The organism is Burkholderia sp. WTPI3 (genome assembly GCF_021483755.1).
In the GTDB taxonomy this organism is placed as follows: Bacteria; Pseudomonadota; Gammaproteobacteria; order Burkholderiales; family Burkholderiaceae; genus Burkholderia.
Map to the genome: position 1 here is coordinate 80,837 of NZ_JAGIXF010000008.1, position 26,953 is coordinate 107,789.

At 65.7% G+C, this 26,953-nt stretch carries 24 protein-coding genes; 11 read left to right on the plus strand and 13 right to left on the minus strand.

Going from position 1 to position 26,953, the window contains the following annotated elements; all coding sequences use genetic code 11:
* The first annotated feature begins 1 nt into the window (after position 1).
* The 3 genes from gatB to J7024_RS06890 all read left to right on the plus strand — a co-directional run bounded on the left by gatB (position 2) and on the right by J7024_RS06890 (position 3,267).
* A complete protein-coding gene (gene gatB, locus J7024_RS06880; protein WP_124828192.1) occupies positions 2-1,477 on the plus strand; it encodes an Asp-tRNA(Asn)/Glu-tRNA(Gln) amidotransferase subunit GatB in 1,476 nt (491 codons plus the stop codon).
* Positions 1,478-1,603: 126 nt separating this feature from the next.
* The gene (locus J7024_RS06885) at positions 1,604-2,443 is read left to right on the plus strand and encodes a polyphosphate kinase 2 family protein (protein ID WP_124828191.1); all 840 of its coding nucleotides are present in this window, start codon (positions 1,604-1,606) and stop codon (positions 2,441-2,443) included.
* A 50-nt stretch (positions 2,444-2,493) separates the two neighbouring features.
* The gene (locus J7024_RS06890) at positions 2,494-3,267 is read left to right on the plus strand and encodes an exodeoxyribonuclease III (RefSeq protein ID WP_175770384.1); all 774 of its coding nucleotides are present in this window, start codon (positions 2,494-2,496) and stop codon (positions 3,265-3,267) included.
* 117 nt (positions 3,268-3,384) lie between these two features.
* On the opposite strand, the gene J7024_RS06895 is transcribed toward J7024_RS06890, so the two are convergent.
* Positions 3,385-4,437, minus strand: a complete 1,053-nt coding sequence (locus J7024_RS06895) for an NAD(P)-dependent alcohol dehydrogenase (protein WP_124828189.1) — start codon at positions 4,435-4,437, stop codon at positions 3,385-3,387.
* 228 nt (positions 4,438-4,665) lie between these two features.
* Here J7024_RS06895 and J7024_RS06900 point away from each other — a divergent pair, with 228 nt between their 5' ends.
* Complete coding sequence (locus J7024_RS06900; RefSeq protein WP_124828188.1) at positions 4,666-5,616, plus strand: AraC family transcriptional regulator; 951 nt, start codon at positions 4,666-4,668, stop codon at positions 5,614-5,616.
* A 22-nt stretch (positions 5,617-5,638) separates the two neighbouring features.
* Here the strand turns inward: J7024_RS06900 and J7024_RS06905 are convergent, their stop codons facing one another.
* From J7024_RS06905 to J7024_RS06930, 6 genes are all read right to left on the minus strand, one after another.
* A complete protein-coding gene (locus J7024_RS06905; protein WP_175751051.1) occupies positions 5,639-6,682 on the minus strand; it encodes a M48 family metallopeptidase in 1,044 nt (347 codons plus the stop codon).
* Complete coding sequence (locus J7024_RS06910) at positions 6,672-8,093, minus strand: AmpG family muropeptide MFS transporter (protein WP_124828186.1); 1,422 nt, start codon at positions 8,091-8,093, stop codon at positions 6,672-6,674. The genes J7024_RS06905 and J7024_RS06910 overlap by 11 nt, the downstream gene beginning before the upstream one ends.
* Before the next feature lie 96 nt (positions 8,094-8,189).
* Positions 8,190-8,798 carry a methionine biosynthesis protein MetW gene (gene metW / locus J7024_RS06915; RefSeq protein WP_034179337.1) on the minus strand — a complete coding sequence of 203 codons (609 nt, stop codon included), beginning with the start codon at positions 8,796-8,798 and terminating at the stop codon, positions 8,190-8,192.
* On the minus strand, positions 8,795-9,940 hold the full coding sequence (metX, locus tag J7024_RS06920; RefSeq protein WP_124828185.1) for a homoserine O-succinyltransferase MetX: 1,146 nt from the start codon (positions 9,938-9,940) through the stop codon (positions 8,795-8,797). Before metX ends, metW begins: the two co-directional genes overlap by 4 nt.
* A gap of 262 nt (positions 9,941-10,202) precedes the next feature.
* Positions 10,203-12,035: an autotransporter family protein gene (locus tag J7024_RS06925; RefSeq protein WP_234744931.1), complete on the minus strand. Its 1,833-nt coding sequence runs from the start codon at positions 12,033-12,035 to the stop codon at positions 10,203-10,205.
* A complete protein-coding gene (locus tag J7024_RS06930) occupies positions 12,017-13,315 on the minus strand; it encodes a hypothetical protein (RefSeq protein ID WP_234744933.1) in 1,299 nt (432 codons plus the stop codon). Before J7024_RS06930 ends, J7024_RS06925 begins: the two co-directional genes overlap by 19 nt.
* A gap of 414 nt (positions 13,316-13,729) precedes the next feature.
* Between J7024_RS06930 and J7024_RS06935 the strand changes: the two genes are divergently transcribed.
* The 4 genes from J7024_RS06935 to J7024_RS06950 all read left to right on the plus strand — a co-directional run bounded on the left by J7024_RS06935 (position 13,730) and on the right by J7024_RS06950 (position 19,099).
* Positions 13,730-14,263 carry a fimbrial protein gene (locus J7024_RS06935; RefSeq protein ID WP_124828183.1) on the plus strand — a complete coding sequence of 178 codons (534 nt, stop codon included), beginning with the start codon at positions 13,730-13,732 and terminating at the stop codon, positions 14,261-14,263.
* 125 nt (positions 14,264-14,388) lie between these two features.
* Complete coding sequence (locus J7024_RS06940; RefSeq protein ID WP_124828182.1) at positions 14,389-15,150, plus strand: fimbria/pilus periplasmic chaperone; 762 nt, start codon at positions 14,389-14,391, stop codon at positions 15,148-15,150.
* 161 nt (positions 15,151-15,311) lie between these two features.
* A complete protein-coding gene (locus tag J7024_RS06945; protein ID WP_124828181.1) occupies positions 15,312-17,966 on the plus strand; it encodes a fimbria/pilus outer membrane usher protein in 2,655 nt (884 codons plus the stop codon).
* Positions 17,967-18,091: 125 nt separating this feature from the next.
* Complete coding sequence (locus J7024_RS06950) at positions 18,092-19,099, plus strand: fimbrial protein (RefSeq protein WP_175751049.1); 1,008 nt, start codon at positions 18,092-18,094, stop codon at positions 19,097-19,099.
* A gap of 71 nt (positions 19,100-19,170) precedes the next feature.
* Here J7024_RS06950 and slmA read toward each other — a convergent pair whose 3' ends face one another.
* The 3 genes from slmA to argB are packed head-to-tail and all read right to left on the minus strand — an operon-like array spanning position 19,171 to position 21,490.
* Positions 19,171-19,836, minus strand: a complete 666-nt coding sequence (gene slmA / locus J7024_RS06955; RefSeq protein WP_234744936.1) for a nucleoid occlusion factor SlmA — start codon at positions 19,834-19,836, stop codon at positions 19,171-19,173.
* Complete coding sequence (locus tag J7024_RS06960) at positions 19,803-20,594, minus strand: pyrimidine 5'-nucleotidase (RefSeq protein WP_124828178.1); 792 nt, start codon at positions 20,592-20,594, stop codon at positions 19,803-19,805. The genes slmA and J7024_RS06960 overlap by 34 nt, the downstream gene beginning before the upstream one ends.
* On the minus strand, positions 20,591-21,490 hold the full coding sequence (argB, locus tag J7024_RS06965; RefSeq protein WP_124828177.1) for an acetylglutamate kinase: 900 nt from the start codon (positions 21,488-21,490) through the stop codon (positions 20,591-20,593). The genes J7024_RS06960 and argB overlap by 4 nt, the downstream gene beginning before the upstream one ends.
* A 306-nt stretch (positions 21,491-21,796) precedes the next feature.
* On the opposite strand from argB, the gene J7024_RS06970 reads away from it, so the two are divergent.
* The 3 genes from J7024_RS06970 (at position 21,797) to J7024_RS06980 (ending at position 24,097) form a co-directional block, all read left to right on the plus strand.
* Positions 21,797-22,018, plus strand: a complete 222-nt coding sequence (locus tag J7024_RS06970; protein WP_175751047.1) for a cysteine-rich CWC family protein — start codon at positions 21,797-21,799, stop codon at positions 22,016-22,018.
* Between the two features lie 116 nt (positions 22,019-22,134).
* Positions 22,135-23,541 carry an ATP-binding protein gene (locus J7024_RS06975; protein ID WP_124828175.1) on the plus strand — a complete coding sequence of 469 codons (1,407 nt, stop codon included), beginning with the start codon at positions 22,135-22,137 and terminating at the stop codon, positions 23,539-23,541.
* Between the two features lie 13 nt (positions 23,542-23,554).
* Entirely contained in the window at positions 23,555-24,097 is a 543-nt protein-coding gene (locus tag J7024_RS06980; protein WP_124828174.1) for a response regulator transcription factor, read from the plus strand.
* An 83-nt stretch (positions 24,098-24,180) separates the two neighbouring features.
* On the opposite strand, the gene hslU is transcribed toward J7024_RS06980, so the two are convergent.
* From hslU to dksA, 3 genes are all read right to left on the minus strand, one after another.
* Positions 24,181-25,524, minus strand: a complete 1,344-nt coding sequence (hslU, locus tag J7024_RS06985) for an ATP-dependent protease ATPase subunit HslU (RefSeq protein WP_124828173.1) — start codon at positions 25,522-25,524, stop codon at positions 24,181-24,183.
* Positions 25,525-25,534: 10 nt separating this feature from the next.
* Positions 25,535-26,071, minus strand: coding sequence for an ATP-dependent protease subunit HslV (hslV, locus tag J7024_RS06990; RefSeq protein WP_006760749.1), 537 nt, complete (start codon positions 26,069-26,071; stop codon positions 25,535-25,537).
* 258 nt (positions 26,072-26,329) lie between these two features.
* Positions 26,330-26,746 carry an RNA polymerase-binding protein DksA gene (gene dksA / locus J7024_RS06995; protein ID WP_006477498.1) on the minus strand — a complete coding sequence of 139 codons (417 nt, stop codon included), beginning with the start codon at positions 26,744-26,746 and terminating at the stop codon, positions 26,330-26,332.
* Between the last annotated feature and the right edge of the window lie 207 nt (positions 26,747-26,953).

Genomic DNA, 26,953 nt, shown 5'->3' on the forward strand with positions numbered 1-26,953 from the left:
TATGGCTACTCAATGGGAAGTCGTCATCGGTCTCGAGACGCACGCGCAACTGTCGACCGTCTCGAAGATTTTCTCCGGCGCATCGACGCAGTTCGGCGCGGAGCCGAACACGCAGGCCTGCCCGGTCGACCTGGCGCTGCCGGGCGTGCTGCCGGTGCTGAACCGCGGCGCGGTCGAGCGCGCGATCCGCTTCGGCCTCGCGATCGGCTCGACCATCGCGCCGCGTAGCATCTTCGCGCGCAAGAATTATTTCTACCCCGATCTGCCGAAGGGTTATCAGATCAGCCAGTACGAGATTCCGGTCGTGCAGGGTGGCCAGATCACGATCCAGGTGCCCGCCAACGAAAAAGCCGGCAAGGAAGCGTACGAAAAGACCGTCAACCTGACCCGCGCGCACCTCGAGGAAGATGCGGGCAAGTCGCTGCATGAAGACTTCGCCGGGATGACGGGGATTGACCTGAACCGCGCGGGCACGCCGCTGCTCGAGATCGTCACCGAGCCGGAAATGCGCAGCGCGGCCGAGGCCGTCGCCTACGCGAAGGCGCTGCATGGGCTCGTCGTGTGGCTCGGCATCTGCGACGGCAACATGCAGGAAGGCTCGTTCCGCTGCGACGCGAACGTGTCGGTGCGCCCGGTCGGCCAGGAGAAGTTCGGCACGCGTGCCGAGATCAAGAACCTGAACTCGTTCCGGTTCCTCGAGGAAGCGATCAACTACGAAGTCCGTCGCCAGATCGAGCTGATCGAGGATGGCGGCGAAGTCGTGCAGGAAACGCGCCTCTACGATCCGGACAAGCGCGAGACGCGTTCGATGCGCAGCAAGGAAGACGCGCACGACTACCGCTACTTCCCCGATCCCGACCTGATGCCGCTCGTGATCGGCCAGGACTGGGTCGAACGCGTGCAGGCCGGGATGCCCGAGCTGCCGGCCGCGATGCAGCAGCGCTTCGTCGAGCAATATGGCGTGTCCGCGTATGACGCGGGCGTGCTGACGTCGAGCAAGGCGATGGCCGCGTACTTCGAGGCGGTGGTCGCGAAGGCCGGCGCGGCGAACGCGAAGATCGCCGCGAACTGGCTGATGGGCGACGTGTCGTCGCAGTTGAATCGCGACGGCATCGAGATCGACGCGATTCCGGTCTCGGCCGCCCAGCTCGCGCTGGTGCTGCAGCGCATCGCCGACGGCACGATCTCGAACAAGATCGCGAAGGAAATCTTCGCGACGATCTGGGACGAGAAGGCGACCGACGAAGGCGCGGCCGACCGCATCATCGACGCGAAGGGCCTGAAGCAGATCTCCGACACCGGCGCGCTGGAAGCGATCATCGACGAGGTGCTCGCGGCGAACGCGAAGTCGGTCGAGGAATTCCGCGCGGGCAAGGAAAAGGCGTTCAACGCGCTGATCGGCCAGGCCATGAAGGCGACGAAGGGCAAGGCCAATCCGCAGCAGGTCAACGAACTGCTGAAGAAGAAGCTCGGCTGAACATGGGCGCGCGCCTGAACCGCGCTTGACGACGGGCCGCCGCCGAACCTGTTCGGGGCGGCCCGTCGTTTTGGTGCATGCGTTATCGTGTGCATGTGTGCACCACACCGTCCAACGGAGGAACGAATGGCGAAACAACCGTCGCTCGACGATTTTCGCGTGCCGTACAGCACGCGAGAGAAGGAAGCTGCCGGATTCAAGCTCGATGCGTTCGATCCGGCCGCGAAGCCGTTCTCGTCGGGTTCGAAGGACGCCGACCGCGAACGGCTCACCGCCGTGTCGACGGAGCTCGACGTGCAGCAGGAGCGCCTGCACACGCAGCAGAAGAAGCGCGTGCTGCTCGTGCTGCAGGGGATGGACACCAGCGGCAAAGACGGCACCGTGCGCGCGGTGTTCCGCGACGTCGATCCGCTTGGCCTGCGCATCGTGCCGTTCAAGGCGCCCACGCCGATCGAGGCCGCGCACGACTTCCTGTGGCGCGTGCATGCGCAGGTGCCGGCCGCGGGCGAACTCGCGATCTTCAACCGCAGCCACTACGAAGACGTGCTCGTGCCGCGCGTGCTCGATCTCATCGACGACAAGGAATGCGAGCGCCGCTATCGGCAGATCCGCGATTTCGAGACGATGCTGGCGGAGAACGGCACGACGATCATCAAGTGCTTCCTGCACATCTCGAAGGACGAGCAGCGCGAGCGGCTGCAGGCGCGCATCGACGATCCGACCAAGCACTGGAAATTCGACATCTCCGATCTCGACGCGCGCAAGCACTGGGACGCGTACCAGTCGGCATACCGCGACGCGCTCGCCGCGACGTCGGCCGAGCATGCGCCGTGGTACGTGATTCCGGCCAACTCGAAGACGCACCGCAACGTGATGATCGCCGAGCTGCTGCTGCGTACGATGACCGACATGAAGCTCGAATTCCCGCCGCCGAAGCCGGAGCTCGACGGTGTGAAGATCCGCTAGGCTGCGATCCTGTAAAAAACATCGAACTGAACTGAACAACGGAACCCGACATGATGCGAGTGATTACCGCCAACCTGAACGGCATCCGCTCCGCCGCGAAGAAGGGCTTCTTCGAATGGCTCGGCGAGCAGAACGCCGACTGCGTGTGCGTGCAGGAAATCAAGGTGTCGGCCGACGACCTGCCGGCCGAATTCGTCGAGCCGCACGGCTTCAGGAGCTATTTCCACCACGCCGAGAAGAAGGGCTACAGCGGCGCGGGCGTGTACAGCCGCCACGAGCCCGATGACGTGATCATCGGCTTCGGCAGCAGCGAATTCGATGCCGAGGGGCGTTACGTCGAGGCGCGCTACGGCAAACTGTCGGTCGTGTCGGTGTACGTGCCGTCCGGCTCGAGCGGCGAAGAGCGCCAGCAGGCGAAGTACCGCTTCATGGACGAGTTCATGCCGCACCTGGCCGAGCTGAAGAAAAAGCGCGAGGTGATCCTGTGCGGCGACGTGAACATCGTCCACAAGGAAATCGACATCAAGAACTGGAAGAGCAACCAGAAGAATTCGGGCTGCCTGCCGGAAGAGCGCGCGTGGCTCACGCAACTGTTCGACGACGTCGGCTATGTCGACGTGTTCCGCATGCTCGACCCGCGCGCAGAGCAGTACACGTGGTGGAGCAACCGCGGCCAGGCATACGCGAAGAACGTCGGGTGGCGGATCGATTACCAGATCGCGACGCCGGGCGTGGCCGGCACCGCCAAGAGCACGGCGATCTTCAAGGACATCAAGTTCAGCGATCACGCGCCGCTGACGGTGGATTACGACTACAAGACGTAATCGTCGACGCGATGCGACGCGGTGCGGCATGACGCGCACCGCAGTCGAACCCTTCGGTCGCCGGATGCAAAACGGGCCGCATGTCGAACATGCGGCCCGTTTCGTCTGGCGCGTCGCTTACTGCTTGAGCGACGCCATGTCCACCACGAACCGGTACTTCACGTCGCTCTTCAGCATCCGTTCGTAAGCGGCATTGATCTGCTGCATCGGAATCGTTTCGATGTCCGACGTGATCCCGTGTTCCGCACAGAAATCGAGCATTTCCTGCGTTTCCGCGATCCCGCCGATCAGCGAGCCCGCGAGGCGGCGTCGCTTGAAGATCAGGTTGAACACCTGCGGCGACGGATGGTCGTGCTCCGGCGCACCGACGAGCGTCATCGTGCCGTCGCGCTTGAGCAGGTGCAGGAACGGATTCAGGTCGTGCTGCGCGGCGACCGTGTTCAGGATGAAGTCGAGGCTGTTCAGGTGCGCGTTCATCTGCGCTTCGTCCTTCGAGATCACCACTTCGTGCGCGCCGAGCCGCTTGCCGTCCTCGATCTTCGACGGCGACGTCGTGAACAGCACGACGTGCGCGCCCATCGCGCGTGCGAGCTTCACGCCCATATGGCCGAGCCCGCCGAGGCCGACGATCCCGACCTTCTTGCCGGGGCCGACGTTCCACTGGCGCAGCGGCGAATAGGTCGTGATCCCCGCGCACAGCAGCGGCGCGGCGCCGGCCGGGTCGAGCGTCTCCGGCACGCGCAGCACGAACGCCTCGTCGACGACGAGTTGCGTCGAGTAGCCGCCGTACGTGACGTCGCCGGTCACGCGATCCTGACCGTTGTAGGTGCCGACGAAGCCGTTCTCGCAATACTGTTCGAGGCCTTCCTCGCAGCTTGGGCAGGTGCGGCACGAGTCGACGAGACAGCCGACGCCGACCAGCTCGCCGACCTTGAAGCGCGACACCTGCGGGCCGGTCGCGGTCACGCGGCCGACGATTTCATGGCCCGGCACGACCGGGTAGATCGTGTTGCGCCATTCGTTGCGGGCCTGGTGCAGGTCGGAGTGGCAAACGCCGCAGTACAGTACCTCGATCTGGATGTCGAGGTCGCGCAGCGCACGGCGCTGGAATTCGAACGGGGCGAGCGGCGACTGCGCGTCGGTCGCCGCGTAAGCGTAAGTTGTGCTCATGCAGGGGGCTCCTTGTCCGGGAAAACATCCGGCGAAACAGACTGCCGCCGCACCATGTGGCGGCGCGGCGAGACAGGTGCCCATCGTAAGCAGCGCGCGGCCGGCGCGAAATACACGAAGGTCTCGAAGATTTGCCTATTCCTCTCGAATTGCACGCGAACGGCCGTCAAAACGCTTTCAGGGTGCTACATTGCGAGCCAGATTCTCTTGCAGGACAGGACGACGCCGATGAGCTTCCAGCCCCTTTTCGACGACTCGGGCGACCGCGTGCGGCGCCGCATGATCGAGCTGCATGCGCGTCTCGCACCGAACGAGGGCGACACGCTGGCGGCGCTCGACGGCGTGCGCTTCATCCGCGTGAGCCGGCCGGTGCCGCGCATGCCGGTGCTGTACGAACCGAGCATCATCGTCGTGTGCCAGGGCCGCAAGCTCGGCTATCTCGGCGAGCGTTCGTTCGTCTACGACGCGCAGCAGTATCTCGTGCTGTCGGTGCCGTTGCCGTTCGAATGCGAAACCTTCGCGAGCATGGACGAGCCGTTTCTCGCGATCTCGATCCGCGTCGATCTCGCGGTGATCGCCGAACTCGCGATCCTGCTCGACGAGACGCTCGGCGCCGCGGTCAGCGAGCCGCACGGCCTCTACTCGACACCGCTCGATGCGCCGCTTGCCGACGCGGTGGTGCGCCTCCTCGAAGCGCTCGCGTCGCCGCACGACACGTGCGTGCTCGGGCCGGCGATCATGCGCGAGATCGCGTATCGCGTGCTGACCGGCGCGCAGGGCGACGCGATTCGCGCGGCGCTCGTTCAGCAGCATCATTTCGGCCGCATCGCGAAGGCGCTGCGACGCATCCATGCGGACCTGACGGCCGATCTCGACGTCGAGACGCTTGCGCGCGAGGCCGGCATGAGCCTCGCGGTGTTCCACGCGCAGTTCAAGCATGTGACCGCGACATCGCCGATGCAATATGTGAAGGCCGCACGCCTGCACCAGGCGCGGTTGATGATGGTGCAGGACGGCGTCGGGGCGGGGGCTGCCGCCGCGCGGGTCGGCTATGCGAGCGCATCGCAGTTCAGCCGCGAGTTCAAGCGGCTGTTCGGCCGCAGCCCGGGTGACGAAGTGCGTGCGATGCGCGAAAGCGGCGCCGGAAGCCGGCCGTTCGAATCGGTCGTCCGCGCGTAGTCACGGTCGCCGGATGCGGCGCTCAGCGCCGCACGACCTTGCGCCGCTGCGCGCTGATGCCCGCATAGTCGGGCAGCGTGTCGACGCGTTTGCCGACCGCTTTCGCGTATAGCGGCATCAGGTCGGGCAGGCGGTTCAGCAGATCCTGCCGCCGCGTGGCGCTGTACGGGTGCAGGTAGATGAAGCCCGTCGCCTTGTCCGCGCGCGTCGCCGCCGCGAGCTTGTCCCACAGCGTGATTGCCGCGCGCGGATCGAAACCCGCGCGTGCGGCGATGTCGCCGCCGATCACGTCGGCTTCGGTTTCGTCGGTCGGGTCGTAGCGCAGCGTCTGCAGGCGTGCGCCGAGGTTCAGCGCCTGCGGCAGCGGATCGCCGACGCCGAACAGCGGCGGCAGTGCGGCCGCGCGCAGCGAGGTTTGCGACGTCGTGCTGAAATTGCTGCGCGCGTGTTCGCGCAGCGCGTGCGCGATGCCATGCGCGAGCAGCACGCCTAATTCGTCGTCGTTCAGGCGCACGCGGTCGAGCATCCCGCCGTACACGAGGATCTTGCCGCCCGGCAGGCAGGTGAGGCGGATGTCGCGCGAGCGGATCGCATTGACCTCCCACGCCCAGTTCTTCACGCGATCGTTCCACTTCACCGAATACGGCGCGAGCTTCGTGACGATCGCGCGCAGGCGTTTCACGCGCGGCTGGTTCGCGGGCAGGAGGCGACCGCTGTCGGCGGCCGCTTGCACGATTTGCGTGTATTCGGTCGCGGTGAGCTGTTCGAGCAGCGTTGACGGGATCAGCGTGCGGAACGCGATCGCGTTGCCGTAGCGAACTTGCTGCGGGGTCGGCGTATAGGCTTTCGTGGACGCGGCCGCACCGGTTGGTTGCGCGGCTTCGGCCGCGGACGGTGTAACGGGCGCCGCCGGCGTGGACGGCGAAGCCGGCACGGTGGCCGGTGCAGAGTCTGCCGAGGTCGCGCTTGCGTCGGCCGCATGCGCGTTTCCCGCCGCGAGTGCGGCGATGCCGACGCTCAGCGACGCGGCGACGCGTGCCAGGTCGTGCAGTCGATCATTGCGCACGGCTGGCCTCGCCGTCGCGCGCGGTACCGTTCCACGGCGCGATCTTGAACAGCAGCAGCATGCCGGGGATCGCGAGCGCGGTGCACACGATGAAGTAATCGAACCAGCCGATCTTCGCGACGATGAAACCGCTCGCGGCCGAGGCGAGCGTGCGCGGCACCGACGCGAGGCTCGTAAACAACGCGAACTGCGTGGCCGTGTAGCGCGGATCGGTCGTGCTCGCGATATACGCGACGAACGCGGCCATCGTCAGGCCCGTCGTGAAGGTTTCGAAGCCGTAGACGATCGCGAGCGCGACCGTCATCGGGCTGAATTGCGGCATGACGGCGATGCCGAACACCGACAGCCCGGCCGCGATCGCGTGGCTCGTCGCTACCGTGAAGTCGTACAGCACCGCGAGCACCGGCGAGCCGGGGCCGAGTTGCGCGAGCCATGCGAAGCCGAGCGTCGACACCATCTGCAGCAAGCCGAAGATCCACAGCCCGCGGCCGATCCCGATCTTCACGAGCCACACGCCCCCGATGATGCCGCCGGCGACGCTCGCGACGAGCGCGGTGGTTTTCGCGACGATGCCGATCTCGGTGCGCGTGAAGCCGATGTCGAGGAAGAATGACGTCGACAGCGTGGTCGCCATCGTGTCGCCGATCTTGAACAGGAAGATGAACGCGATGACGAGCAGCGCGCCGGCCCAGCCGTCACGCTGGATGAATTCGCGGAACGGCAGCACGATCGCGTCGCGCAGGTTGCGCGGCGGCGTGCCGATCACTTCGGGTTCGCGCACCAGCAGCGTCATCAGGATGCCCGGCAGCATGAACGCGCCGGTGATCGCGAACACGACGTCCCACGGCATGTGATCGGACAGGATCAGCGCCAGCGAACCGGGGATCAGCGCGGCGAGCTTGTACGCGTTCACGTGCACCGCGTTGCCGAGGCCCTGCTCGGTGTCGCGCAGCAGTTCGCGGCGGTATGCGTCGATCACGATGTCGGAACTTGCGCCGAAGAACGCGACGAGCGTCGTGAGCGCGGCGACCGTCCAGATCGAATCGCGCGGCGACACGAAGCCGAGCGTGGCGATCGCGCCGGCGACCAGGACCTGCGTGAGCAGCATCCAGCCGCGCCGGCGGCCCGGCCGCCAGCCGGGCAGGCGCGGGATGTAGCGGTCCATCAGTGGCGCCCACAGGAACTTCCACGTATACGGGAACTGGATCAGCGCGAACAGGCCGATTTCCTTCAGGTTCACGCCCTCGGAGCGCAGCCATGCCTGCACGAGGTAGACGAGCGTGAAGAGCGGCAGCCCCGACGTAAAGCCGAGGAACACGCAGATCAGCATGTGCGTGTTCAGATAGGCGCGCCAGCCGGGGTGGTCCTCGTGAGCGGTGAGTGCGGGCGCCTCGTGTGGCGTTTTCGACATGGACAGGAACTGGGTAGCGTTGACTGATTGCGGCGGCAGCGCGCGGCGGAGGGAGCGGCGCGGGCCGGGCCCGGCGTCCGTCAACGGACTCCCGGCTCAGCTGCGCTTGACGCGGTAGACAGCAAGACTACCACGCCAGTTCGCTCCCCATCGAATCGGCTGACCTTCGTGCAGCACGACGCGGTCGAGGATCGTCACGCCGACTTCGGGCGCGAGCGCCTCGAAATCCTTGATCGTCAGCACGCGCACGTTCGGCGTGTTGTGCCACTGGTACGGCAGCGATTTCGACACGGGCATCCTGCCGTGCAGCACCGACAGCCGGTGCGGCCAGTAGCCGAAGTTCGGGAACGACACGATGCATTCGCGGCCGACGCGTGCGGTCTCGCGCAGGATCGCGGCCGTCTGGTGGATCGTCTGCAGCGTTTGCGACAGGATCGCGATGTCGAAGCTGTGATCCTCGAACAGGCGCAGGCCGTCCTCCAGGTTCTGCTGGATCACGTTGATGCCGTTCTTGGCGCTCGCGAGCACGCCAGCGTCGTTCAGCTCGATTCCGTAGCCGGTCACGTCCAGCTCCTCCATCAGCAGTGCGAGCAGCGAGCCGTCGCCGCAGCCGAGGTCGAGCACGGTCGAACGCGGTTCGACCCAGCGCGCGATCGTGCGGAAGTCCGCGCGTGCGGACAGGGAATTCAGCGCTTGCTGGTTCATGCTCCCACCTCGTTGGCGATTCGTTCGTAATACGCGCGGATCAGGTTGTGATAGCGCGCGTCGTCGAGCAGGAACGCGTCGTGGCCGTGCGGCGCGTCGATTTCCGCGTAGCTGACCGTGCGCTTGTTGTCGAGGAGTGCCTTCACGATCTCGCGCGAGCGGGCCGGCGCGAAGCGCCAGTCGGTCGAGAAGCTCGCGATCAGGTATTTCGCCTGCGTCTGCGCGAGCGCGGCGGTCAGGTTGCCGTCGAACGCCTTGGCCGGATCGAAATAGTCGAGCGCGCGCGTGATCAGCAGGTATGTGTTCGCGTCGAAGTAGTCGGCGAACTTGTCGCCCTGGTAGCGCAGGTACGACTCGACCTCGAACTCGACGTCGAAGCTGAAGTTGTACGCGTCGAGCGCGCCGTCCGCGCGGCGCAGCGCGCGGCCGAATTTCTCGGCCATGTCGTCGTCGGACAGATAGGTGATGTGGCCGATCATCCGCGCGACGCGCAGGCCGCGCTTCGGCTTCACGCCGTGCGCGTAGTAGTCGCCGCCGTGGAAGTCGGGATCGGACAGGATCGCCGAGCGTGCGACCTCGTTGAACGCGATGTTCTGCGCGGACAGCTTCGGCGTCGACGCGATGTCGATGCAGTGCGCGACGCGCTCCGGATACATCAGGCTCCACGCGAGCGCCTGCATCCCGCCGAGGCTGCCGCCCATCACCGCGGCGAAGCGCTCGATGCCGAATGCGTCGGCGACGCGCGCCTGCGCATGCACCCAGTCCTCGACGGTGACCACCGGGAACCGCGCACCGTAAGGCTTGCCGGATGACGGATCGATGCTCATCGGGCCGGTCGAGCCGAAGCACGAGCCGAGGTTGTTCACGCCGATCACGAAGAAACGGTTGGTGTCGAGCGGCTTGCCGGGGCCGACCATGTTGTCCCACCAGCCGGTGCTGCGCGGATCGTCCGCATAGACGCCGGCGACGTGATGCGACGCGTTGAGCGCGTGGCAGACGAGCACCGCGTTCGAGCGTGCGGCATTGAGCTCGCCGTACGTCTCGACGACGAGCTGATAGTTGCCGAGCGCGCTGCCGCTTTGCAAGCGCAGCGGTTCGGCGAAGTGCATGGTCTGTGGAGCGACGATGCCGATCGATTCCATTCGTTCCGCCTTATGACTGGGCGGCTAAACGGGTGTCGGCGATGCGCGGAGTCGAAGGTGCGCGGCTGACGACCTCTTTAGCCGCATTTGTAGTGAACCGCCGGGACAAGGACAGATCAAGGCCCCGGCCGGTTCGCGCGCCCGCAATCGAGTCAGCAAATCGGCGCGCTTCCGACCTGCCGCCAACGAGGCGGCAAGTCGGCAAAGTATAGCGGAATTCGGCGGGGCGCGGATTTCGCGCTCCGCCGTCTGCCTGCCTGGCCTACCAGCGGTATTTTGCCGAGAGCTGCCCCCGAACGACCGAGTAGTCGGACAGATTGCCTTCCACGCCGACACTCGCCGATACCGAGAAGCGACGGCTCAACTGGCCGGTTGCGCCGATCCGGACGGCTGCCCGGTCGCGCGGCACGCTGAACGAGAACGCATTGCCGTCGAGCGTGAGCGCGCGCGACCCCGGGCCATGCCACCAGTTCGCTTCGACGAACGGTCGAAGCTCGCGCCCATGCGGCATCGCGGTGACGCCGTGCACCCGCACGCCGACGCGGGTCAGCACGTCGGTCGCGCCTTGACCGTCGATCCGGCCGCCCGGCGCGGCGTGTGCGTCCGCGTGGTAGTCGGATACGACGAACTGCACTTCGGGTTCGACGAAGAAGCGCGAGTCGCCGCGCTCGTAGAACGGCATTGAATAGCCCGTTTCGAGCGAGCCCGTGAGGGTGCGCGACCGGTACGAATCGGCGGCCAGACTGCCGCCGACGCTGTTCGCATATGCGCCATACATGAACCACGCATCGACGTACGGGCCGGACAGGATGTCGCGGCTGCCGTACCACGTGCCGTATACCCCGACGTTGTAGCCGGACACGCTGCCGCGCGCGGTGGCGTTCGCCATGCGCTGTTCGGTCGCGTTCCACAGCGGCCGGGTCGACCAGTTCGTCTGGCTGCCGTACATGCCCATCGCGCCGACGCGTACGCTGCCGCCGCGACCGTCGCTGAAGCGAAACAGGTCGGCGCCCGCATGAACCAGGCGGCCGTTGCCGGACACGCTGCGGCTGCCCCCCGACATCGACGTCATCTGGCCCTCCGCGCGCAGCCAGACCGCGCCGTCGAGCGGGCCGGCAGCAACGGCGTCGGTCCGCAACGAGCGGTCTTCACGTTGATGCAGCGTATGGATCGCCATCGTCGATGCCGCGTCGGCGTTGGCCAGATAGGCGTCCGGTTCGGGGGCGACCGCGCGGGGCGGCGGCGTGATCTCCGGCTTGACCGACGGATCGGGATCGACCGGCCCGGGTGGCTCCGGCGGTACGGGTTTGGCTGCGGAGACGAGATACCAGTCTTCCTTCTGCCCGCCGTCGCCGCCGCGTTTGAGCATGTAGTCGTAGCCGCCGGCCGACAACGTGCCGAAGCCTTTCCGGTAGCCGTCCGACGCCGAGTCGAGCGTGAAGGCCGACGCGTCGGTCGTGCCGCCATTGCGGGTTTCGACGAGCGGAATGCCGATGGTCGTCGGCGCACCGTCACCGCCGGAACGCTTGACGACGATGCCGGTGTCGCCCGATACATGGCCGCCGTCGATCACGAGCCGGTCGGTGGGCGATGCATCGTCCTGCAGCGTTGTGTGCAGGACCAGCCTGCCGTTGCGGGCGGCGTAGTCCCCCGTCACGACCAGCGTGCGCGGCGTCGCCGGCGCGCCGGCAGCCGGATCGGTGAATGCGATCGTCGAATCGTTCAGCGAGATGGAACCGACCGTCGAATCGGCGGTGACGGCCCAGCGGCTGTTCGTGTCCAGCGACAGCGCGCGGACGACATCGGTCGCGCCGGTCCACGCGGACCCATTCGCGAGCTTGACGTCGGTTACGGCATGCGTCGGGCTGCCGTCGTCGGTCGGATGGTTGACGATGTCGCCTTCGGCACGGGAGCCGGTGTCGAGCGAGAGGCGGACCGGCGCGTCGGACTGTGCGATGACCGACAGTAGCGTGCCGTTGCCGCCCGCCACGCGAGCGCCATTGGTCAGCGAGAGGGTGGCGTTGGACGCTTCGAGCGCGCCGTGCCGCTCGCTGACGAGCGAGCCGCCGTCGACATTCAGCGTGGCGCCGCGCACGCTGGCTCCCCACGCGCGTTCCCCCTTCGTGAGGACATCCGAGCGCACATGTCGACCCGGCCGCCGTATCCGATGTCGAGTGCGTTGGCCTCCTCTCCGGTGGTGAAGGCGACGGTATCGGTCAGCGACGCGATGGAGCCGGCGCCGCCCGACAGGACGGCATAGGCTTGATTGCCGTGCGTGCTGATGCTGCTCTGCCGGAGTTCGATCCGGCCGCCGAGTCGTGCGATGGCGCCGACCGCCTTGGCGCCGGTCGTCTCGACATGTGTATCGGTCGCCCGCACGACGGGTGTTTCGGTGTATTCCTTCGACGCGTAGAGACCATGTGCGCTGCGGCCCTGCGTCAACACCTGCGTACTAGTGAGCTCGACGCTGCCCTTGCGCGTGTCCACGCCGAGGGCGGCGAAGCCGTCAGTCTGCAGGCGAGCGCCGTTGAAGGTCGCCGTGGATGCGCCGGGCATGAACAGGGCCGACGAGTAATCGCCGGTGGTATGGACCTCGGTACGCGTGAACGTCGCACGCGTGCCGTCGTCGCTGACGAACGCGCCGTACGAGAACTCGCCGCCCGTGAGGACTCGCGTGGCATCGACGTTGACGACGGCGCCCGGCGCATAGTGCACGGCGATGCCGTGAGCCTCGCGTCCGCGCGTGACGATCAGGCTGTCGGCGAGGTCGATGCGGCTGCCGGCGCCATCCACGTACGCACCGTGTGCGCTGTCGTTGTCTGTGTCGACGGAGATATGCGATGCCAGCACGCTGCCGCCCCGGCGTGCGTCGATACCGGTTGCGAAAATGCCGCGCGTGCGGATTTCCGCATCGCGCAGCTCGATGCGGGAACCGGGGCCTTCGGCGGCGGCGCCGGCCGAACCGTGGCCGAACGAGAACAGGCGGGTCTTGCCCGCCGTGGTTAGCGTGCCGCCATCGATGGCAACGAATACGGGCTTGTTGTTGCCGCGTGTCGAATAGTCGCCCGGTGAGACTTCGAGCGCGATTCCCTCAGCGCGCTGCTGGTCGCCGACGTCAGGCACCTGTGCCACTGACGGTAGCGGGATGACCGCGCCCGCAAGCAATGCGGACCGGATGATGCGCTCGGTGGGGCGCAGACGGTCGAATGACGGAAACCGCAAATTCATCTGCCTTACCTCGATATAGATTGGATGGGTGCAATTTATCTTTTTGCGGCGAGGGGTGAAATGAGACGAATTCGAATTTGTCGTGCATTCGATGATCGGCGCGATATCTGGTAATTCGGCATCGCAGTACTTCGGGGCGCCGCACAATTGATATCGATGGCGTATGGGTGAAGTCGCACCTTGCCGAGGAAATACTCGCTGGCGGGAGGTGCCGAGGCCGGCCCCGCATCCGTTGTGGCGCGGCTGCGGGCGCGACGCGCCAATTTTTCGGCGCGCATGCAGGGGGGGAATAGCGACGCAGTCGTGAAATTTCCGACTGCACGGCGCTTCAAATGTTAACGCTCCATGACATTTCGGCAAATCCCTGGATCGATTGCTTGTATTTAGTACTTGTACTATCTAATTCAGGGTGATATTCGGACTACATCAAATGTAATTTGGATGTAATTTGCCGCAAAATTTGCCATGAGATGTCGCTGCACATGACGGGAATGAAGAATTAACCCGTAAAACGGCGCAGAACATTTCAAATGACCTTTAACTTTTACGGTAATGATCGAAATGAAAAAAGCAATTCTCTCGACGGTGGTAGCCGCTGCGTCTATCGCCGCATTCGCACCGGCTGCGCACGCGGCCGACGGCTTGATCGAATTCACCGGTGCGCTGACGTCGGCTACCTGCAAGATCAACGGTGGCGAGAAGGACTTCACCGTCACGCTGCCGACCGTTTCGACGAGCACGCTGGCCACGGCCGGTTCGTGGGCAGGCCGCCAGGCGTTCAAGCTGGCACTCACCGAATGCCAGCCGAATACGGGCGTCGTCAGCGCATACCTGGAGCCGGGGCCGACGGTCGACATGACCACGGGCAACCTGAAGGTCGACACGGGTGGTGCGACGAACGTCCAGATCGCGCTGCTCAACAGCACCTACGACAAGATCAACGCGGCCGGCACGAACGGCTCGCAGAACGTCGACAAGGTCAACATCAGCGCCGGCAAGGCCGATCTGCAGTTCTACGCGCAGTATCAATCGCTCGGCGGCGCGACGGCCGGCGCAGCGAAGTCGCGCGTGAACTACACGATCGCGTACAACTAAGCAGTTGACTGGGCGGCCGGCGGAAGTAGCCGGTCGCTCCGTGCCCCCCTCTCAAGTCGTTTCGTTGCCATGCGAGACGGCTTCTCAGGAAAGGTACGAATGCCTCATCAAATATAGGAGTCCATATGAATAAATTGTGGAGAAGCATGATTTGCGCGATGCTGCTGGGCTCGGGTGCAGCAGCCGGTGGCGCACACGCGAGCGTCGTGATCGACAACACGCGCGTGATCTTTCGCGCCAGCGAGCGCGAAGTGACGATCAAGCTGACGAATGCAGGCGATCGGCCTGCGCTCGTCCAGACCTGGCTCGACAAGGGCGACGCGCAAGCTGCTCCCGACAAGATCGACGTGCCGTTCACGTTGACGCCGACGATGTTCCGTCTCGATGCAAAGAAGGGACAGACGCTGCGGTTGATCTATACGAAGGAACCGCTTGCGCAGGACCGGGAGACGCTGTTCTGGCTGAACGTGCTCGAAGTGCCGCCGAAGGCGACCGACGAAGAAGCCGGCGAGAACCGCCTGCAACTCGCGTTTCGCACGCGGATCAAGGTGATGTTCCGCCCGAAGGGCCTGTCCGGCGAACCGCTCGAGGCCCCCGAGCAGGTGAAATGGTCCGTGGTGCAGGCCAAGGACGGGCACGGTTATGCGCTCAAGGGCGAAAACCCGACGCCGTACTTCGTCAACCTCGGCGAGGTCAAGCTGAAGAGCGGCGGCACCACTTATGGTGCCGGCTCCGGCTACATCCCGCCGCTCGCGTCGGAGACATTCCCGATCGACAAGCTGGAGCGCCAGCCGGACGCGACCGCCGAAGTCGACTACCTGTTCATCAATGACTACGGCGCTGGCGTGCCGGGCAAGCGCTCGCTTGCCGCACCTGCTCAGCGCTGATTCACAGCGCCCGGCGGTGCGCCGGGGCCTCCTCCCGCGGCCGCGCCGACGCGGCCTTCTTTTCCGCCGAATCGACTCCTGACTCCGGAAACGCGCACGCGCTTCCGGCGGAGCTTGACGCCCGTTCGCCGGGCACGCCGAGCCACGAGGTACGTAACACCATGACGAAGACCGTAAAACCTGATCCGCGTTACGGGGGGCCGCGCCTCCGGCCGCTGTATGCGGCCGTTCTGTCCGCGCTGGCTGCCTGCCACGCCGCGGCATCGGAGGTCGAGTCCGGCAGTGCACCGTTGACGATTGCCCAAGTCGAATTCGACCAGGGCTTCTTCCCGTCCGGCAGCAGCATCACGAACGACCTGTCGCGTTTCGAGAAGGGCAACTCGGTGTTGCCCGGCACGTACAACGTCGACATCTACGTGAACGACAATTGGATCGGCCGCGCGGACGTGCCTTTCAAGGCGTCCGAGACGACGCGCAGCGGCGACGCCCGCGCGTGTTTCGACAAGCTGCTGCTGACCCGCGTCGGTATCGATCTGGCGAAGCTCGCACCGGAGACGGCCGAGGCGCTGGCCGCGCCGGGCGCGTGCCTGCCGCTCGAACGGATCGTCGATGGCGCGACGATCGCGCTCGACTTCGGCGAGCAGCGCCTCGACCTCGGCATTCAGCAGGCGTCACTGTCCCGCAACCCGCGCGGCTACGTGAGCCGCGAGTTCTGGAGCGATGGTGTCAACGCGGGGTTCCTCGGTTACGACGCGAACGTCTACGCGTACAACAATCGCGGCGCGGGTACACAGACCCAGGGCTACCTCGGCCTGAACGCGGGCGTGAATCTCGGCGCGTGGCACTTCCGGCACAACGGCTCGTACAGCTGGAGTTCGCAGGGCAACGCGCAGTACCAGAGCCTGAACACGTATCTGCAACGCGACGTGCCGGCGCTCTTGTCGCAACTCATCGCCGGAGAGTCGTATACGACGGGCGAACTGTTCGATTCGGTCGGCTTCCGCGGCGTGCGGCTCTCGACCGACGACCGGATGCTTCCCGATTCGCTGCGCGGGTACGCGCCGACCGTGCGCGGCGTCGCGAACAGCAACGCGAAAGTGACGATCAAGCAGAACGGCGCGATCATTTACGATACGACGGTCGCACCCGGCGCGTTCGAGATCAACGACCTGTACGCAACCGGCTACGGCGGCGACCTGACGGTCGAAGTAACGGAATCGGACGGCAGTGTGCATTCGTTCAAGGTGCCGTATGCATCGGTGCCGTTGTCGCTGCGCCCGGGCATCAGCCGCTATAGCATCACGGCGGGGACCTTGCGCGATACGATGACCTCGGGCAACCCGTGGTTCACGCAGGGCACGTGGCAGCGCGGCTTTACGAATGCGGTGACCGGCTACGTTGGCGCGACGATCGCGCAGGGCTACGGTTCCGCGATGGTCGGCGGCGTACTCACGACGGGAATCGGCGCGATCGGCGTCGACTATACGCAAGCGATCACGACCGTGCCGGGCGCCGGCCGAATGACGGGCGGCAGCGCGCGAATCAGCTATTCGAAGAACGTTCCGCAAACGGGTTCCAATATCTCGATCGCCGCTTATCGCTATTCGACCGGCGGCTTTTTCGACCTGGGCGCCGCGATGCAGGCGCGCGATGCCGCCGATCGTGGGACGACCGGTATCGAGAGCGTCGTGCGCCCGCGCAATCGCGCGCAGATCACGTTCGGGCAGCAACTCGGCGAACGCGGCGGCAACCTGTCGCTGACCGCCTCGACTGTGAATTACTGGAACCGCGGCGGTTCGGACATCAACTATTCGGTCGGCTACAGCAACACGTTCCGCAACGTCAGCCTGAGCCTGCAGGCCACCCGCCAGCAATCAGCGCTTGGCCAGCAAAGCACGTTGTACTACGCGAGTGTCACGATCCCGCTGGGCCGACAGTATCCGATGACCATGAGCTCCAGCGTGTCGCACGACACGAATGGCCGCACGCAGGTGCGCTCGATGCTGTCGGGTTCGCTGGGCGTCGACCGAAACCTGTCGTATGGCGTGAACCTGAATCACAGTTCGGGAGACGGTTCGAGCGATACGTCGGGCAGCGCGAACATGCTGTACCGCGGCCGGCTGGCCGACGTGTCGGCCAGCGCAGGGTCGGGCAGCGGCAACTCGCAAGGCTCGTTCGGCGTGCGCGGCGCCGTCGTCGCGCACCCTGGTGGCGTCACGCTGTCTCAACCGCTGTCCGAAACGATCGGCGTCATCGAGGCGAAGGGCGCCGGCGGCGCGCGCGTACTCAACGCGTCGGGGGTCAAGCTCGACAGCCGCGGCTACGCCGTCGTGCCTTACCTGACGCCGTACAGCATGAATTTGGTCGAGATCGACCCGAAGGGGCTGTCCACGGACGTCGAACTGAAGACGACAAGCCAGCAGGTCGCGCCTCGCGCGGGCTCGGTCGTGATGCTGAAGTACGAGACGGAAACGGGCCGCTCCGCGGTGATTCATGCGCTGCGGCCGAATGGCGAGCCGCTGCCGTTCGGCTCGAGCGTGGTCGATGCAGCCGGCAATCCGGTCGGCGCCGTCGGCCAGGCCAGCAAGATCTTCGTTCGCGGCCTGCAGGACAGTGGCGAGCTCACGGTCAAGTGGGGAGACACGCCCGATACGCTGTGCCATATCGCCTATCAACTGCCGATACGCGATGCCGGTTCGAAGGCGGATGGGTATCAACGTATCGACACCCAGTGCGTGGCGCCCGAAGCAGGTGAGCCGTCGGTGCGGGCCACGCCAATCGCGCAACGCATGGATAAGGGCACAAGTGCACGCTGAATGGGTCGTGGTGGCGCTTCAAGCCGAGGGCCGAGCGCGGGTATCGACCTCGATGGCCCGGCGCATGCGGCCAGATGTTGCCGATATACGCTTTTCACTCAATACCGAATTCGACGGGACTTCCTATGAAACAATTCAAATGGCTTTTCGCGATATTGGCGACGTTACCGATTTCCCAGGTTGCTCATGCCGCCGTCAAGTGCACGGCGCCGCCGGGCGAGAGCGTTCCGGTGAATCTTTTCTACGATGCGAGCAGATTGCCCGCGTTCGATCCGAATGTCCCGGTGGGCGGTGTGCTGGCGAAGGTAACCCGGTTTCAGATGACGCCCCGTTCCCTCGTCATACTCACCTGCAATACCTATCTCAACAGTCTGACGACCGAGGGCACTTATCCTTATCTGGGCAATTTCTTGTATCAGACGCCGAAGGAAGGTGTCGGCATGAAGTTGAAGCACTCGGCACCGGTGATACAAGGGTATTTCCCGACTTCTTTTTCACAACCTGTACTCTATCAGGTCCAGTGGGGGGGGAGTGTCGGGCACACTTCCACGATGGAGCTGGATATCGAGTTCATCAAGACGGGACCCATTACCGGCAGAGGTAGCCTGAATGGCGAATTCGCCCGATGGAAGCTTTATGACTTCCAGGGCGCGAGCTATCGATTCGACGGTGACGTGGAAGTCAAGTCACCGACCTGTAAGGCAGCAACGGAGGGCGCGCAAACCGTAGATCTCGGCACCTATCCGACGAAGGACTTCAAGGGCATTGGCTCGGTATCGAAACTCGTGCCGTTCGCGATCAACCTGACGTGCTCGGGTGGCACCGAGAATACCCAGTCGAAGATTTTCATGACATTGACGGACAACGCGAATCCGTCAAACAGGTCGAACACGCTGTCGCTTGCGCCGGATTCGGCCGCCAAGGGGCTCGGCATCCAGGTCTTCAAGGATTCGACGCTGCTCGGCTACGGGCCGGATTCGTCGTCGGCGGGCAACGTGAACCAGTGGTATGCCGGGACGACGGGCAACGGCTTCTTCTCGATTCCGTTGAGCGCACGCTTCATTCAGACCGCCCAGACGCTCACTTCCGGGGCAGCGAAAGCGCGCATGACGTTCACCATCAGCTACCAGTAATCGGTTGCGGAAGTCGGTCAATTTCACGCGCCGCCGGCCCCGGGCGCCGCGCAGCGGCGCGGGCGGTTCGCTTACTGCAGGATCAGCCGCAAGTGAGCATCGGCCTGCTCGCCGGGCGATTTCTGGAACCCGCCCTTCGCGAAGCGATGCCACCGGCCGATCACATAGCTGACGAGCAAGCTTGCGCGCGCGGCGGGATCGTAGTCGGCAGGGAGCACGAGCGTCGTCGTGCCATCCTGCGGTGCATTCGCTTCCGTACGCGCCACCCGCAGGCACTGCTTGATGGTTGCCTCGATCCGGTCGAGCAACTGGCTGACCCGCTCGGTGAGCCGCTCATCCTCGCCGACCAGCGCCTCGCCGGTCAGTACGCGCGTCATGCCCGGGTTCTTCGCAGCGAAATTGAGCATCGTCAGTGCGATCGTGTGCGCTTGCAGCACGCCGTTCGGTTCTTTCGCGACGATCTGGTTGACGAGGCCGAACAGTGACTGCTCGATGAATTCGATCAGTCCTTCGTACATCTTCGCCTTGCTGGCGAAATGACGGTACAGCGCGGCTTCCGACACATCGAGCCGGGCCGCGAGCGCGGCGGTCGTGATTTTTTCGCGCTTGGGCGCCTCGAGCATCTCGGCGAGCGTCTGCAGGATCATCACGCGCCGCTCGCCCGGCTTCGGGCGCGGGCGGGACGGTGTGGCCTGGTCTTTCGTTACGGCTTGGTCCTGCGGGTAAGTCGGCTGCATTTCTGTCGCCCCGATCGTGTGCCCAGTCGGAGCGATTTTAACGAACGAATGCGCTGGTCGACATAATGCGGTCGGCCGATGTTAGGCAGATGGCCGGGCAGGTGGCCGGTGATCCACACGGTGCCAATGCCGAGGCGTTTGTAGCGTTTCAGGTGGCTGCGCGTATCCTCGACGAGGATCGCGTCGGCCAGCCGCGCGTGCGCGGCACGCAGGGTCCGGCGCAGCATCGCGTAGTCGGGCTTCGCGCGCCACGTGCGGCGGTCGCGCATGTGCTCGATCGCGATCACGCGCTCGAACAACCGCTCGATGCGCAGTTCGCGCAGCACCGCGCGCGCGTAGTTCTCCGGTGCGTTGGTCAGCACGAACTTGCGGCCCGGCAGCGCGGCGACGATCCGTGCGAGACCGCGCTCGGCACGCACCATCGCGGGCAGGTCGGCAAACGTGTGGACGACGCGCAGGAAGTCGTGCGGATCGATCGGATGATGGCGCGTGAGGCCGAGGAGCGCCGCGCCGTAGCGCTGCGTGTAGCCGGTGCGCAGCCGGTCGGCTTCGGCACGTTCGACGTCGAGGGCGTCGACGATGTACTGCGTCATCGCACGGTTGATCTCCGGAAAGATCGCGTGCGATGCGTGGTGAAGCGTGTTGTCGAGATCGAACAGCCAGACGGGGGTGCCGGCACGCGGCCGGCTGCGGGAGATGCGCCGGCGTCGCAGCGACGCCGGGAGACCGGAGACGGAGGGCGGGCGGCGCGCGCTCAATGCGAGCGGATCATCGTGCCGAACGGCTGCTCGGTCAGGATTTCCAGCAGCACCGAGTGTTCGATGCGGCCGTCGACGATGTGCACCGACTTCACGCCGCTCTTCGCGGCGTCGAGCGCCGACGAGATCTTCGGCAGCATGCCGCCCGAGATCGTGCCGTCTTCGAACAGCGCATCGATCTCGCGCGCGGACAGGTCGGTCAGCAGGTTGCCGTCCTTGTCCATCACGCCGGGGATGTTGGTCATCATCAGCAGCTTCTCGGCGTTCAGCACCGTTGCGAGCTTGCCGGCGACGAGGTCGGCATTGATGTTGTACGAGAGACCGTCCTCGCCGAAGCCGATCGGCGAAATCACCGGGATGAACGCGTCGTCCTGCAGCGCCTTCACGACCGCCGGGTTGATCGCCTCGACTTCGCCGACCTGGCCGATGTCGATGGTCTGGCCCGGGTTGTCGCGATCCGGCATCAGCAGCTTGCGCGCGTGGATCAGGCCGCCGTCCTTGCCGGTCAGGCCCACCGCATGGCCGCCGAAGTGGTTGATCAGCATCACGATGTCCTGCTGCACTTCGCCGCCCAGCACCCACTCGACGACTTCCATCGTTTCTTCGTCGGTCACGCGCATGCCCTGGATGAAGGTGCCGGCCTTGCCGATCTTCTTCAGCGCGTGATCGATCTGCGGACCACCGCCGTGGACGATCACCGGGTTGATGCCGACCAGTTTCAGCAGGATCACGTCGCGCGCGAAGCCCTGCTTGAGCCGCTCTTCCGTCATCGCGTTGCCGCCGTATTTGATCACCACGGTCTTGCCGTGGTAGCGGCGAATGTACGGCAGCGCTTCGGCGAGGATTCCTGCTTTCAGCGTGGGGGCGATCTGCGAGAGGTCGAGGGGCTCGGACATGGCGGCGGCTCTGGCTGGGAACGGTTGAAACAGGGCGAATTGTACAGGAGTGGCGCAGCGCAGCATCGGGTTTTTGGGCCGGCCGGAAGGCGAGTGCGGCCGCCCGGGCACCCCGCGCGGCGGCCCGCCGGCCATGGCGCCGGGGTGTGCGGCATCGATGCGGACGGCAGCGCGGGCGGCGCCCGCGCGCCGCGCGTCCCGGCGCGATGTCGGGGCACATCGGCCGGACGGCCGACGTGCAAAATCCGCGCGCCGCGCTATGCTTGTCGCGTAGGGCGACTTCATGCCCGCTTCCGCGATTGCGCCATGACTGATTCCGCCGCCGCCCGTTCGGCCCCGCACCGCGCGCGCTGCCCGCACTGCGGGCGCGGCTTCGACTGCGGCGCCCGCACGCAGCCGTTCGACTGCTGGTGCGCGTCGATGCCGGTGCTGTCCGGCGATGCGCCGCCCGCGGCCGGGGCGCGCTGCCGATGCCCGGAATGCCTCGCCGACGAGATCGCACGGCGCATGGCCGGAGCGCCAGGCTGACCGTGGGCGGATGGATCCCCGCGGCGCGAGGCGCCGGTGCGTCGCGGCCCGTGCGCGCAACGTCCACGATCCGGCCCCGCGAGAGACGTCGGGCGCTAAACGGGTAAACTGGCCGGATGCAACGAATCACCACCACCGGGCGCGTCAACCTCAGCCACCTGTTCTGGCTGCGCAATCTTGCGATCATCGGCCAGCTTGCGACGATCGGCGTCGTGCAGACCTATTTCGGCGTGCATCTGCCGTTGCCGGCGATGCTGATGGTCATCGTGCTCGAAGTCGTCTTCAACGCGCTGACCTGGGTGCGGGTGCTGCGCGCGCGGCCCGAGACCAATTTCGAGCTGCTCGGCCAGCTATGGGTCGACCTCGGTGCGCTGTCGGCGCTGCTGTTCCTGTCGGGTGGCACGACCAATCCGTTCGTGTCGCTGTACCTGCCGTCGCTCGCGATCGCGGCGGCCGTGCTGCCGTGGCACCTGATGATCTGGCTCGCGGCGTTCGCCGTCGCCTGCTACGCGGCACTCGGCTTCGATTCGGTGCCGCTCAACATGGACAACCCGGCGAACCTGTTCGACTACTACCGCACCGGGATGTGGGTGAACTTCATGGTCAGCGTCGGGTTGACCGCCTGGTTCGTCGCGCGCATGTCGAACGCGCTGCGTCAGCGCGATGCGGCGCTCGGCGAAGCGCAGGCGCATCTGCTGCGCGACGAGCGGGCGGTCGCGCTCGGCGTGCAGGCCGCTACCGTCGCGCACGAGATGGGTACGCCGCTGTCGACGATCGCGATGCTCGCCGAGGAATTGCGCGACGCAGCACGTGCCGATCCGGGGCTCGCGCGCTATGAGGCCGACCTGAAGGTGCTCGAAGAGCAGATGACACTCTGCACGTCCGCGCTTGCGCGCCTGCGCAGTCGTGCGAGCGCGCCCGCGAGCCGCCAGCCGGTGGGCGACTGGCTCGACACGTTCGTCGAGCACTGGCGGCTGCGGCATCCGCACGTGCAGTTCGAGCTGCTCGGCGCACGCCCGTCGGGCGTCGCGCTCGACGACACGGTCGCGGCCGGCCAGATCCTCACGATCCTGCTCGACAACGCCGCGCGGGCCAGCCCGCACCGCGTGACGCTGGCCGCACGGCTCTCGTACAACGACCGATCGGCCGAACAGATCGAATTCGAAGTATGCGACGACGGGCCGGGCATTCCGGCCGCGCTGCGCGAATCGCTCGGCGCGATGCCGGTCGACAGCACGCAGGGCGGGCACGGGGTCGGCCTGTACCTGGCATTCAGCGCGGCCGTGCGCCTGGGCGGCGAGATCGAGCTGTCCGACGTCGCACCGCGCGCGGCAAGCGCCGCCGCGCGCGCGGGCAGCGCGGCGAACGGCCATGCTTCTGCCGCACCGGGGCAGCGCGCGGCCGAGCGCACGGCGGCCACACCGGACAGCCGCCAGGCCGGCGCTCCCGGCCGCGGCACGCGTGCGGTGTTGCGCCTGCCGGTGACGCACATCGCGGCGCCTGCCGCCTCAACCAACACGTAGACGGAGAAACCACATGAGCGAGAACAATTTCCTGGTGATCGACGATAACGAGGTGTTCGCGGGTACGCTCGCGCGCGGCCTCGAGCGCCGCGGCTACGCGGTGCAGCAGGCACACGACAAGGAGGTGGCGCTGCGGCTCGCCGCCGGCGGCAAGTTCCAGTTCATCACCGTCGACCTGCATCTCGGCGAGGATTCGGGCCTGAGCCTGATCGCGCCGCTGTGCGACCTGCAGCCCGACGCGCGGATTCTCGTGCTGACGGGCTACGCGAGCATCGCGACCGCCGTGCAGGCCGTGAAGGAAGGTGCCGACAACTATCTCGCGAAGCCGGCGAACATCGAGTCGATCCTGGCTGCGTTGCAGACCAACGCGAGCGAAGTGCAGGCCGACGAGGCACTCGAGAACCCGGTCGTGCTGTCGGTCGACCGGCTCGAGTGGGAACACATCCAGCGCGTGCTGGCGGAGAACAACAACAACATCTCGGCGACTGCGCGCGCGCTGAACATGCACCGCCGCACGCTGCAGCGCAAGCTCGCGAAGAAGCCGGTGCGCCAGTAAACGGTGGGGCGGCGCCTGTCGCCCGCACCAACGAAAACGGGCGGCCCGTGGGGCCGCCCGTTGCGCATTCGCCGCCGCGTACGTTACAGCACGTAGCGCGACAGGTCTTCGTCCTGCGACACCTGGCCGAGCGCCTGGTCGACATACTTCGCGTCGATCGTCACGCGCTCGCCGGCGTGGTTGCCTGCCGAGAACGACACTTCCTCGAGCAGTTTCTCGATGACCGTGTACAGCCGGCGCGCGCCGATGTTCTCGGTCTTCTCGTTGACCGAGTACGCGATCTCGGCCAGACGGCGGATGCCGTCGGCGGCGAACTCGAGCTGCACGTCTTCGGTTGCGAGCAGCGCCTGATACTGCTTGACCAGGCTCGCATCGGTCGCGACAAGGATCGCCTCGAAGTCGTTCACCGACAGCGAGTCGAGCTCGACGCGGATCGGAAAGCGGCCCTGCAGTTCCGGAATCAGGTCGCTCGGCTTCGCGAGATGGAACGCGCCGCTCGCGATGAACAGGATGTGATCGGTCTTCACCATCCCGTATTTCGTGTTGACCGTCGTGCCTTCGACGAGCGGGAGCAGATCGCGCTGCACACCCTGGCGCGACACTTCGCCGCCGCTGCCTTCGTTGTTGCGCGACGTGATCTTGTCGATCTCGTCGAGGAACACGATGCCGTTCTGCTCGACGTTCTGCACGGCCTTCGTCTTCACTTCCTCGTCGTTGAGCATCTTCGCCGCTTCCTCGTCGGTCAGCAGCTTCAGCGCTTCCTTGATCTTCACCTTGCGGCGCTGCTTCTTGCCGCTGCCGAGGTTCGAGAACATCGAGCGGATCTGCTCGGTCATCTCTTCCATCCCTGGCGGCGCCATGATGTCCATGCCGGCCGACGGCTGCTCGAGGTCGAGTTCGACTTCCTTGTCGTCGAGCTGGCCTTCGCGCAGACGCTTGCGGAAGGTCTGGCGCGTCGAGTTGTTGTCGTCGTTCGCGTGATCGGCGTTGCCGCCGAAGCCCACCGCACGCGGCTGCGGCAGCAGGATGTCGAGGATGCGGTCTTCCGCCTGGTCGGTCGCCTTGCTGCGCACCTTGCGCATCTCGGATTCGCGCGTCTGCTTGACCGAGATCTCGATCAGATCGCGCACGATGCTGTCGACGTCGCGGCCGACGTAGCCGACTTCGGTGAACTTGGTCGCTTCGATCTTGATGAACGGCGCATCGGCGAGCTTCGCGAGGCGGCGCGCGATTTCGGTCTTGCCGACGCCTGTCGGCCCGATCATCAGGATGTTCTTCGGCGTGATTTCCTGGCGCAGCGGGTCGGCGACCTGCTGGCGGCGCCAGCGGTTGCGCAGCGCGACCGCGACGGCCTTCTTCGCCCTGGCCTGGCCGATGATGTGCTTGTCGAGTTCCGAGACGATCTCGGCAGGGGTCATGGTGCTCATGGTGCGGTCCTTACTCGATCGTTTCGATGATGCGGTTGTGGTTCGTGTAGATGCACATGTCGCCGGCGATCTCAAGCGACTTCTCGACGATCTCGCGCGGCGACAGCTCGGTGTTCTCCGCGAGCGCGCGGGCCGCGGCCTGCGCATAGGCGCCGCCCGAACCGATCGCGCAGATGCCGCCCTCCGGATCGAGCACGTCGCCGTTACCGGTGATCACCAGCGTGGTGGTGGCATCGGCCGTGATCAGCATCGCCTCGAGGCGGCGCAGCATTCGGTCGGTACGCCAGTCCTTCGCGAGCTCGACGGCCGCGCGGGTCAGGTTGCCCTGGTGCTTCTCGAGCTTCGCCTCGAAGCGATCGAGCAGCGAGAACGCATCGGCGGTGCCGCCTGCGAATCCGACCAGTACCTGGTTGTTGTAGATCCGCCGCACTTTCCGCGCGCCACCCTTCATGACGATGTTGCCGAGGGTTACCTGGCCGTCGCCGCCGAGCGCGACCTTGTCGCCGCGCCGGACCGAAACGATGGTCGTGCCGTGAAATTGCTCCATCTGCGTTCCTTGAGAAAAACGGGGAAGAGTCGGGCGGCGCGAGGCGCCGCCGCATGAATCGCAGTGCGCCGGGAAGCGGTCCGGCGCGCGTCCGTGTCATTTTAGGGCGGCCGCCGGGATATCAAGAGGGGGATGCAAATCGTCCGGCGCGCGTCGTCGCCGGCAGGCCGGCACCAGGGCCGGTGCCGGAAAAACAAAAAGCGCGCGGCAGGCCGCGCGCTTTCGGGAAGCAGCGTGTTTGAGCGGAGCGCCGCTCGATCAGTCGCCGAACAGCTTCTGGCGCAGCTCGCGGCGCTCTTGTGCTTCGAGCGACAGCGTGGCCGTCGGACGCGCGAGCAGGCGCGGAATGCCGATCGGTTCGCCTGTTTCCTCGCACCAGCCGTAGTCGCCGGAATCGATGCGGGCGAGCGATTGCTGAACCTTCTTGAGGAGTTTGCGTTCGCGATCGCGCGTACGCAGCTCGAGCGCGTGCTCTTCCTCGATCGTCGCGCGATCGGCGGGATCGGGCACGATCACCGTCTCGCGCAGGTTCTCGGTCGTCTGGCCTGCGTTCTTGAGGATGTCCGCCTGCAACTGTTCGAGCCGATTTTTGAAGAAGGCGAGCTGATCCTCATTCATGTAATCCTTGTCGCTCATCTTCAGGATTTCGGCTTCGGTCAAGAGTTTCTTCGTCATCTGCTTGCTTCTTCAATGTGCGGCAAATCCGGAGATAGTGCCTGCACTTTGGGATTACCCGCAACTGCGCTTGCAATCATTTGCGATTTGCCGCCGCGGGGCCGAAAGCCTCTGGAAAACCGGTTCTCAAATACCAGGATAGGCCTGGCGCGGATTTGCGCGCGGCGAACCGGTGTGCTGCGCGGCAGATCGCTTCGGCCGCGGCCG

Excerpts from the sequence above, each read along its gene's own strand:
- gatB (WP_124828192.1), top strand. The coding sequence starts at position 2 with ATGGCTACTCAATGGGAAGTCGTCATCGGTCTCGAGACGCACGCGCAA.
- J7024_RS06885 (WP_124828191.1), top strand. The coding sequence starts at position 1,604 with ATGGCGAAACAACCGTCGCTCGACGATTTTCGCGTGCCGTACAGCACG.
- J7024_RS06890 (WP_175770384.1), top strand. The coding sequence starts at position 2,494 with ATGATGCGAGTGATTACCGCCAACCTGAACGGCATCCGCTCCGCCGCG.
- J7024_RS06895 (WP_124828189.1), bottom strand. The coding sequence starts at position 4,437 with ATGAGCACAACTTACGCTTACGCGGCGACCGACGCGCAGTCGCCGCTC.
- J7024_RS06900 (WP_124828188.1), top strand. The coding sequence starts at position 4,666 with ATGAGCTTCCAGCCCCTTTTCGACGACTCGGGCGACCGCGTGCGGCGC.
- J7024_RS06910 (WP_124828186.1), bottom strand. The coding sequence starts at position 8,093 with ATGTCGAAAACGCCACACGAGGCGCCCGCACTCACCGCTCACGAGGAC.
- metW (WP_034179337.1), bottom strand. The coding sequence starts at position 8,798 with ATGAACCAGCAAGCGCTGAATTCCCTGTCCGCACGCGCGGACTTCCGC.
- metX (WP_124828185.1), bottom strand. The coding sequence starts at position 9,940 with ATGGAATCGATCGGCATCGTCGCTCCACAGACCATGCACTTCGCCGAA.
- J7024_RS06935 (WP_124828183.1), top strand. The coding sequence starts at position 13,730 with ATGAAAAAAGCAATTCTCTCGACGGTGGTAGCCGCTGCGTCTATCGCC.
- J7024_RS06940 (WP_124828182.1), top strand. The coding sequence starts at position 14,389 with ATGAATAAATTGTGGAGAAGCATGATTTGCGCGATGCTGCTGGGCTCG.
- J7024_RS06945 (WP_124828181.1), top strand. The coding sequence starts at position 15,312 with ATGACGAAGACCGTAAAACCTGATCCGCGTTACGGGGGGCCGCGCCTC.
- J7024_RS06950 (WP_175751049.1), top strand. The coding sequence starts at position 18,092 with ATGAAACAATTCAAATGGCTTTTCGCGATATTGGCGACGTTACCGATT.
- slmA (WP_234744936.1), bottom strand. The coding sequence starts at position 19,836 with ATGCAGCCGACTTACCCGCAGGACCAAGCCGTAACGAAAGACCAGGCC.
- argB (WP_124828177.1), bottom strand. The coding sequence starts at position 21,490 with ATGTCCGAGCCCCTCGACCTCTCGCAGATCGCCCCCACGCTGAAAGCA.
- J7024_RS06970 (WP_175751047.1), top strand. The coding sequence starts at position 21,797 with ATGACTGATTCCGCCGCCGCCCGTTCGGCCCCGCACCGCGCGCGCTGC.
- J7024_RS06975 (WP_124828175.1), top strand. The coding sequence starts at position 22,135 with ATGCAACGAATCACCACCACCGGGCGCGTCAACCTCAGCCACCTGTTC.
- J7024_RS06980 (WP_124828174.1), top strand. The coding sequence starts at position 23,555 with ATGAGCGAGAACAATTTCCTGGTGATCGACGATAACGAGGTGTTCGCG.
- hslU (WP_124828173.1), bottom strand. The coding sequence starts at position 25,524 with ATGAGCACCATGACCCCTGCCGAGATCGTCTCGGAACTCGACAAGCAC.
- hslV (WP_006760749.1), bottom strand. The coding sequence starts at position 26,071 with ATGGAGCAATTTCACGGCACGACCATCGTTTCGGTCCGGCGCGGCGAC.
- dksA (WP_006477498.1), bottom strand. The coding sequence starts at position 26,746 with ATGACGAAGAAACTCTTGACCGAAGCCGAAATCCTGAAGATGAGCGAC.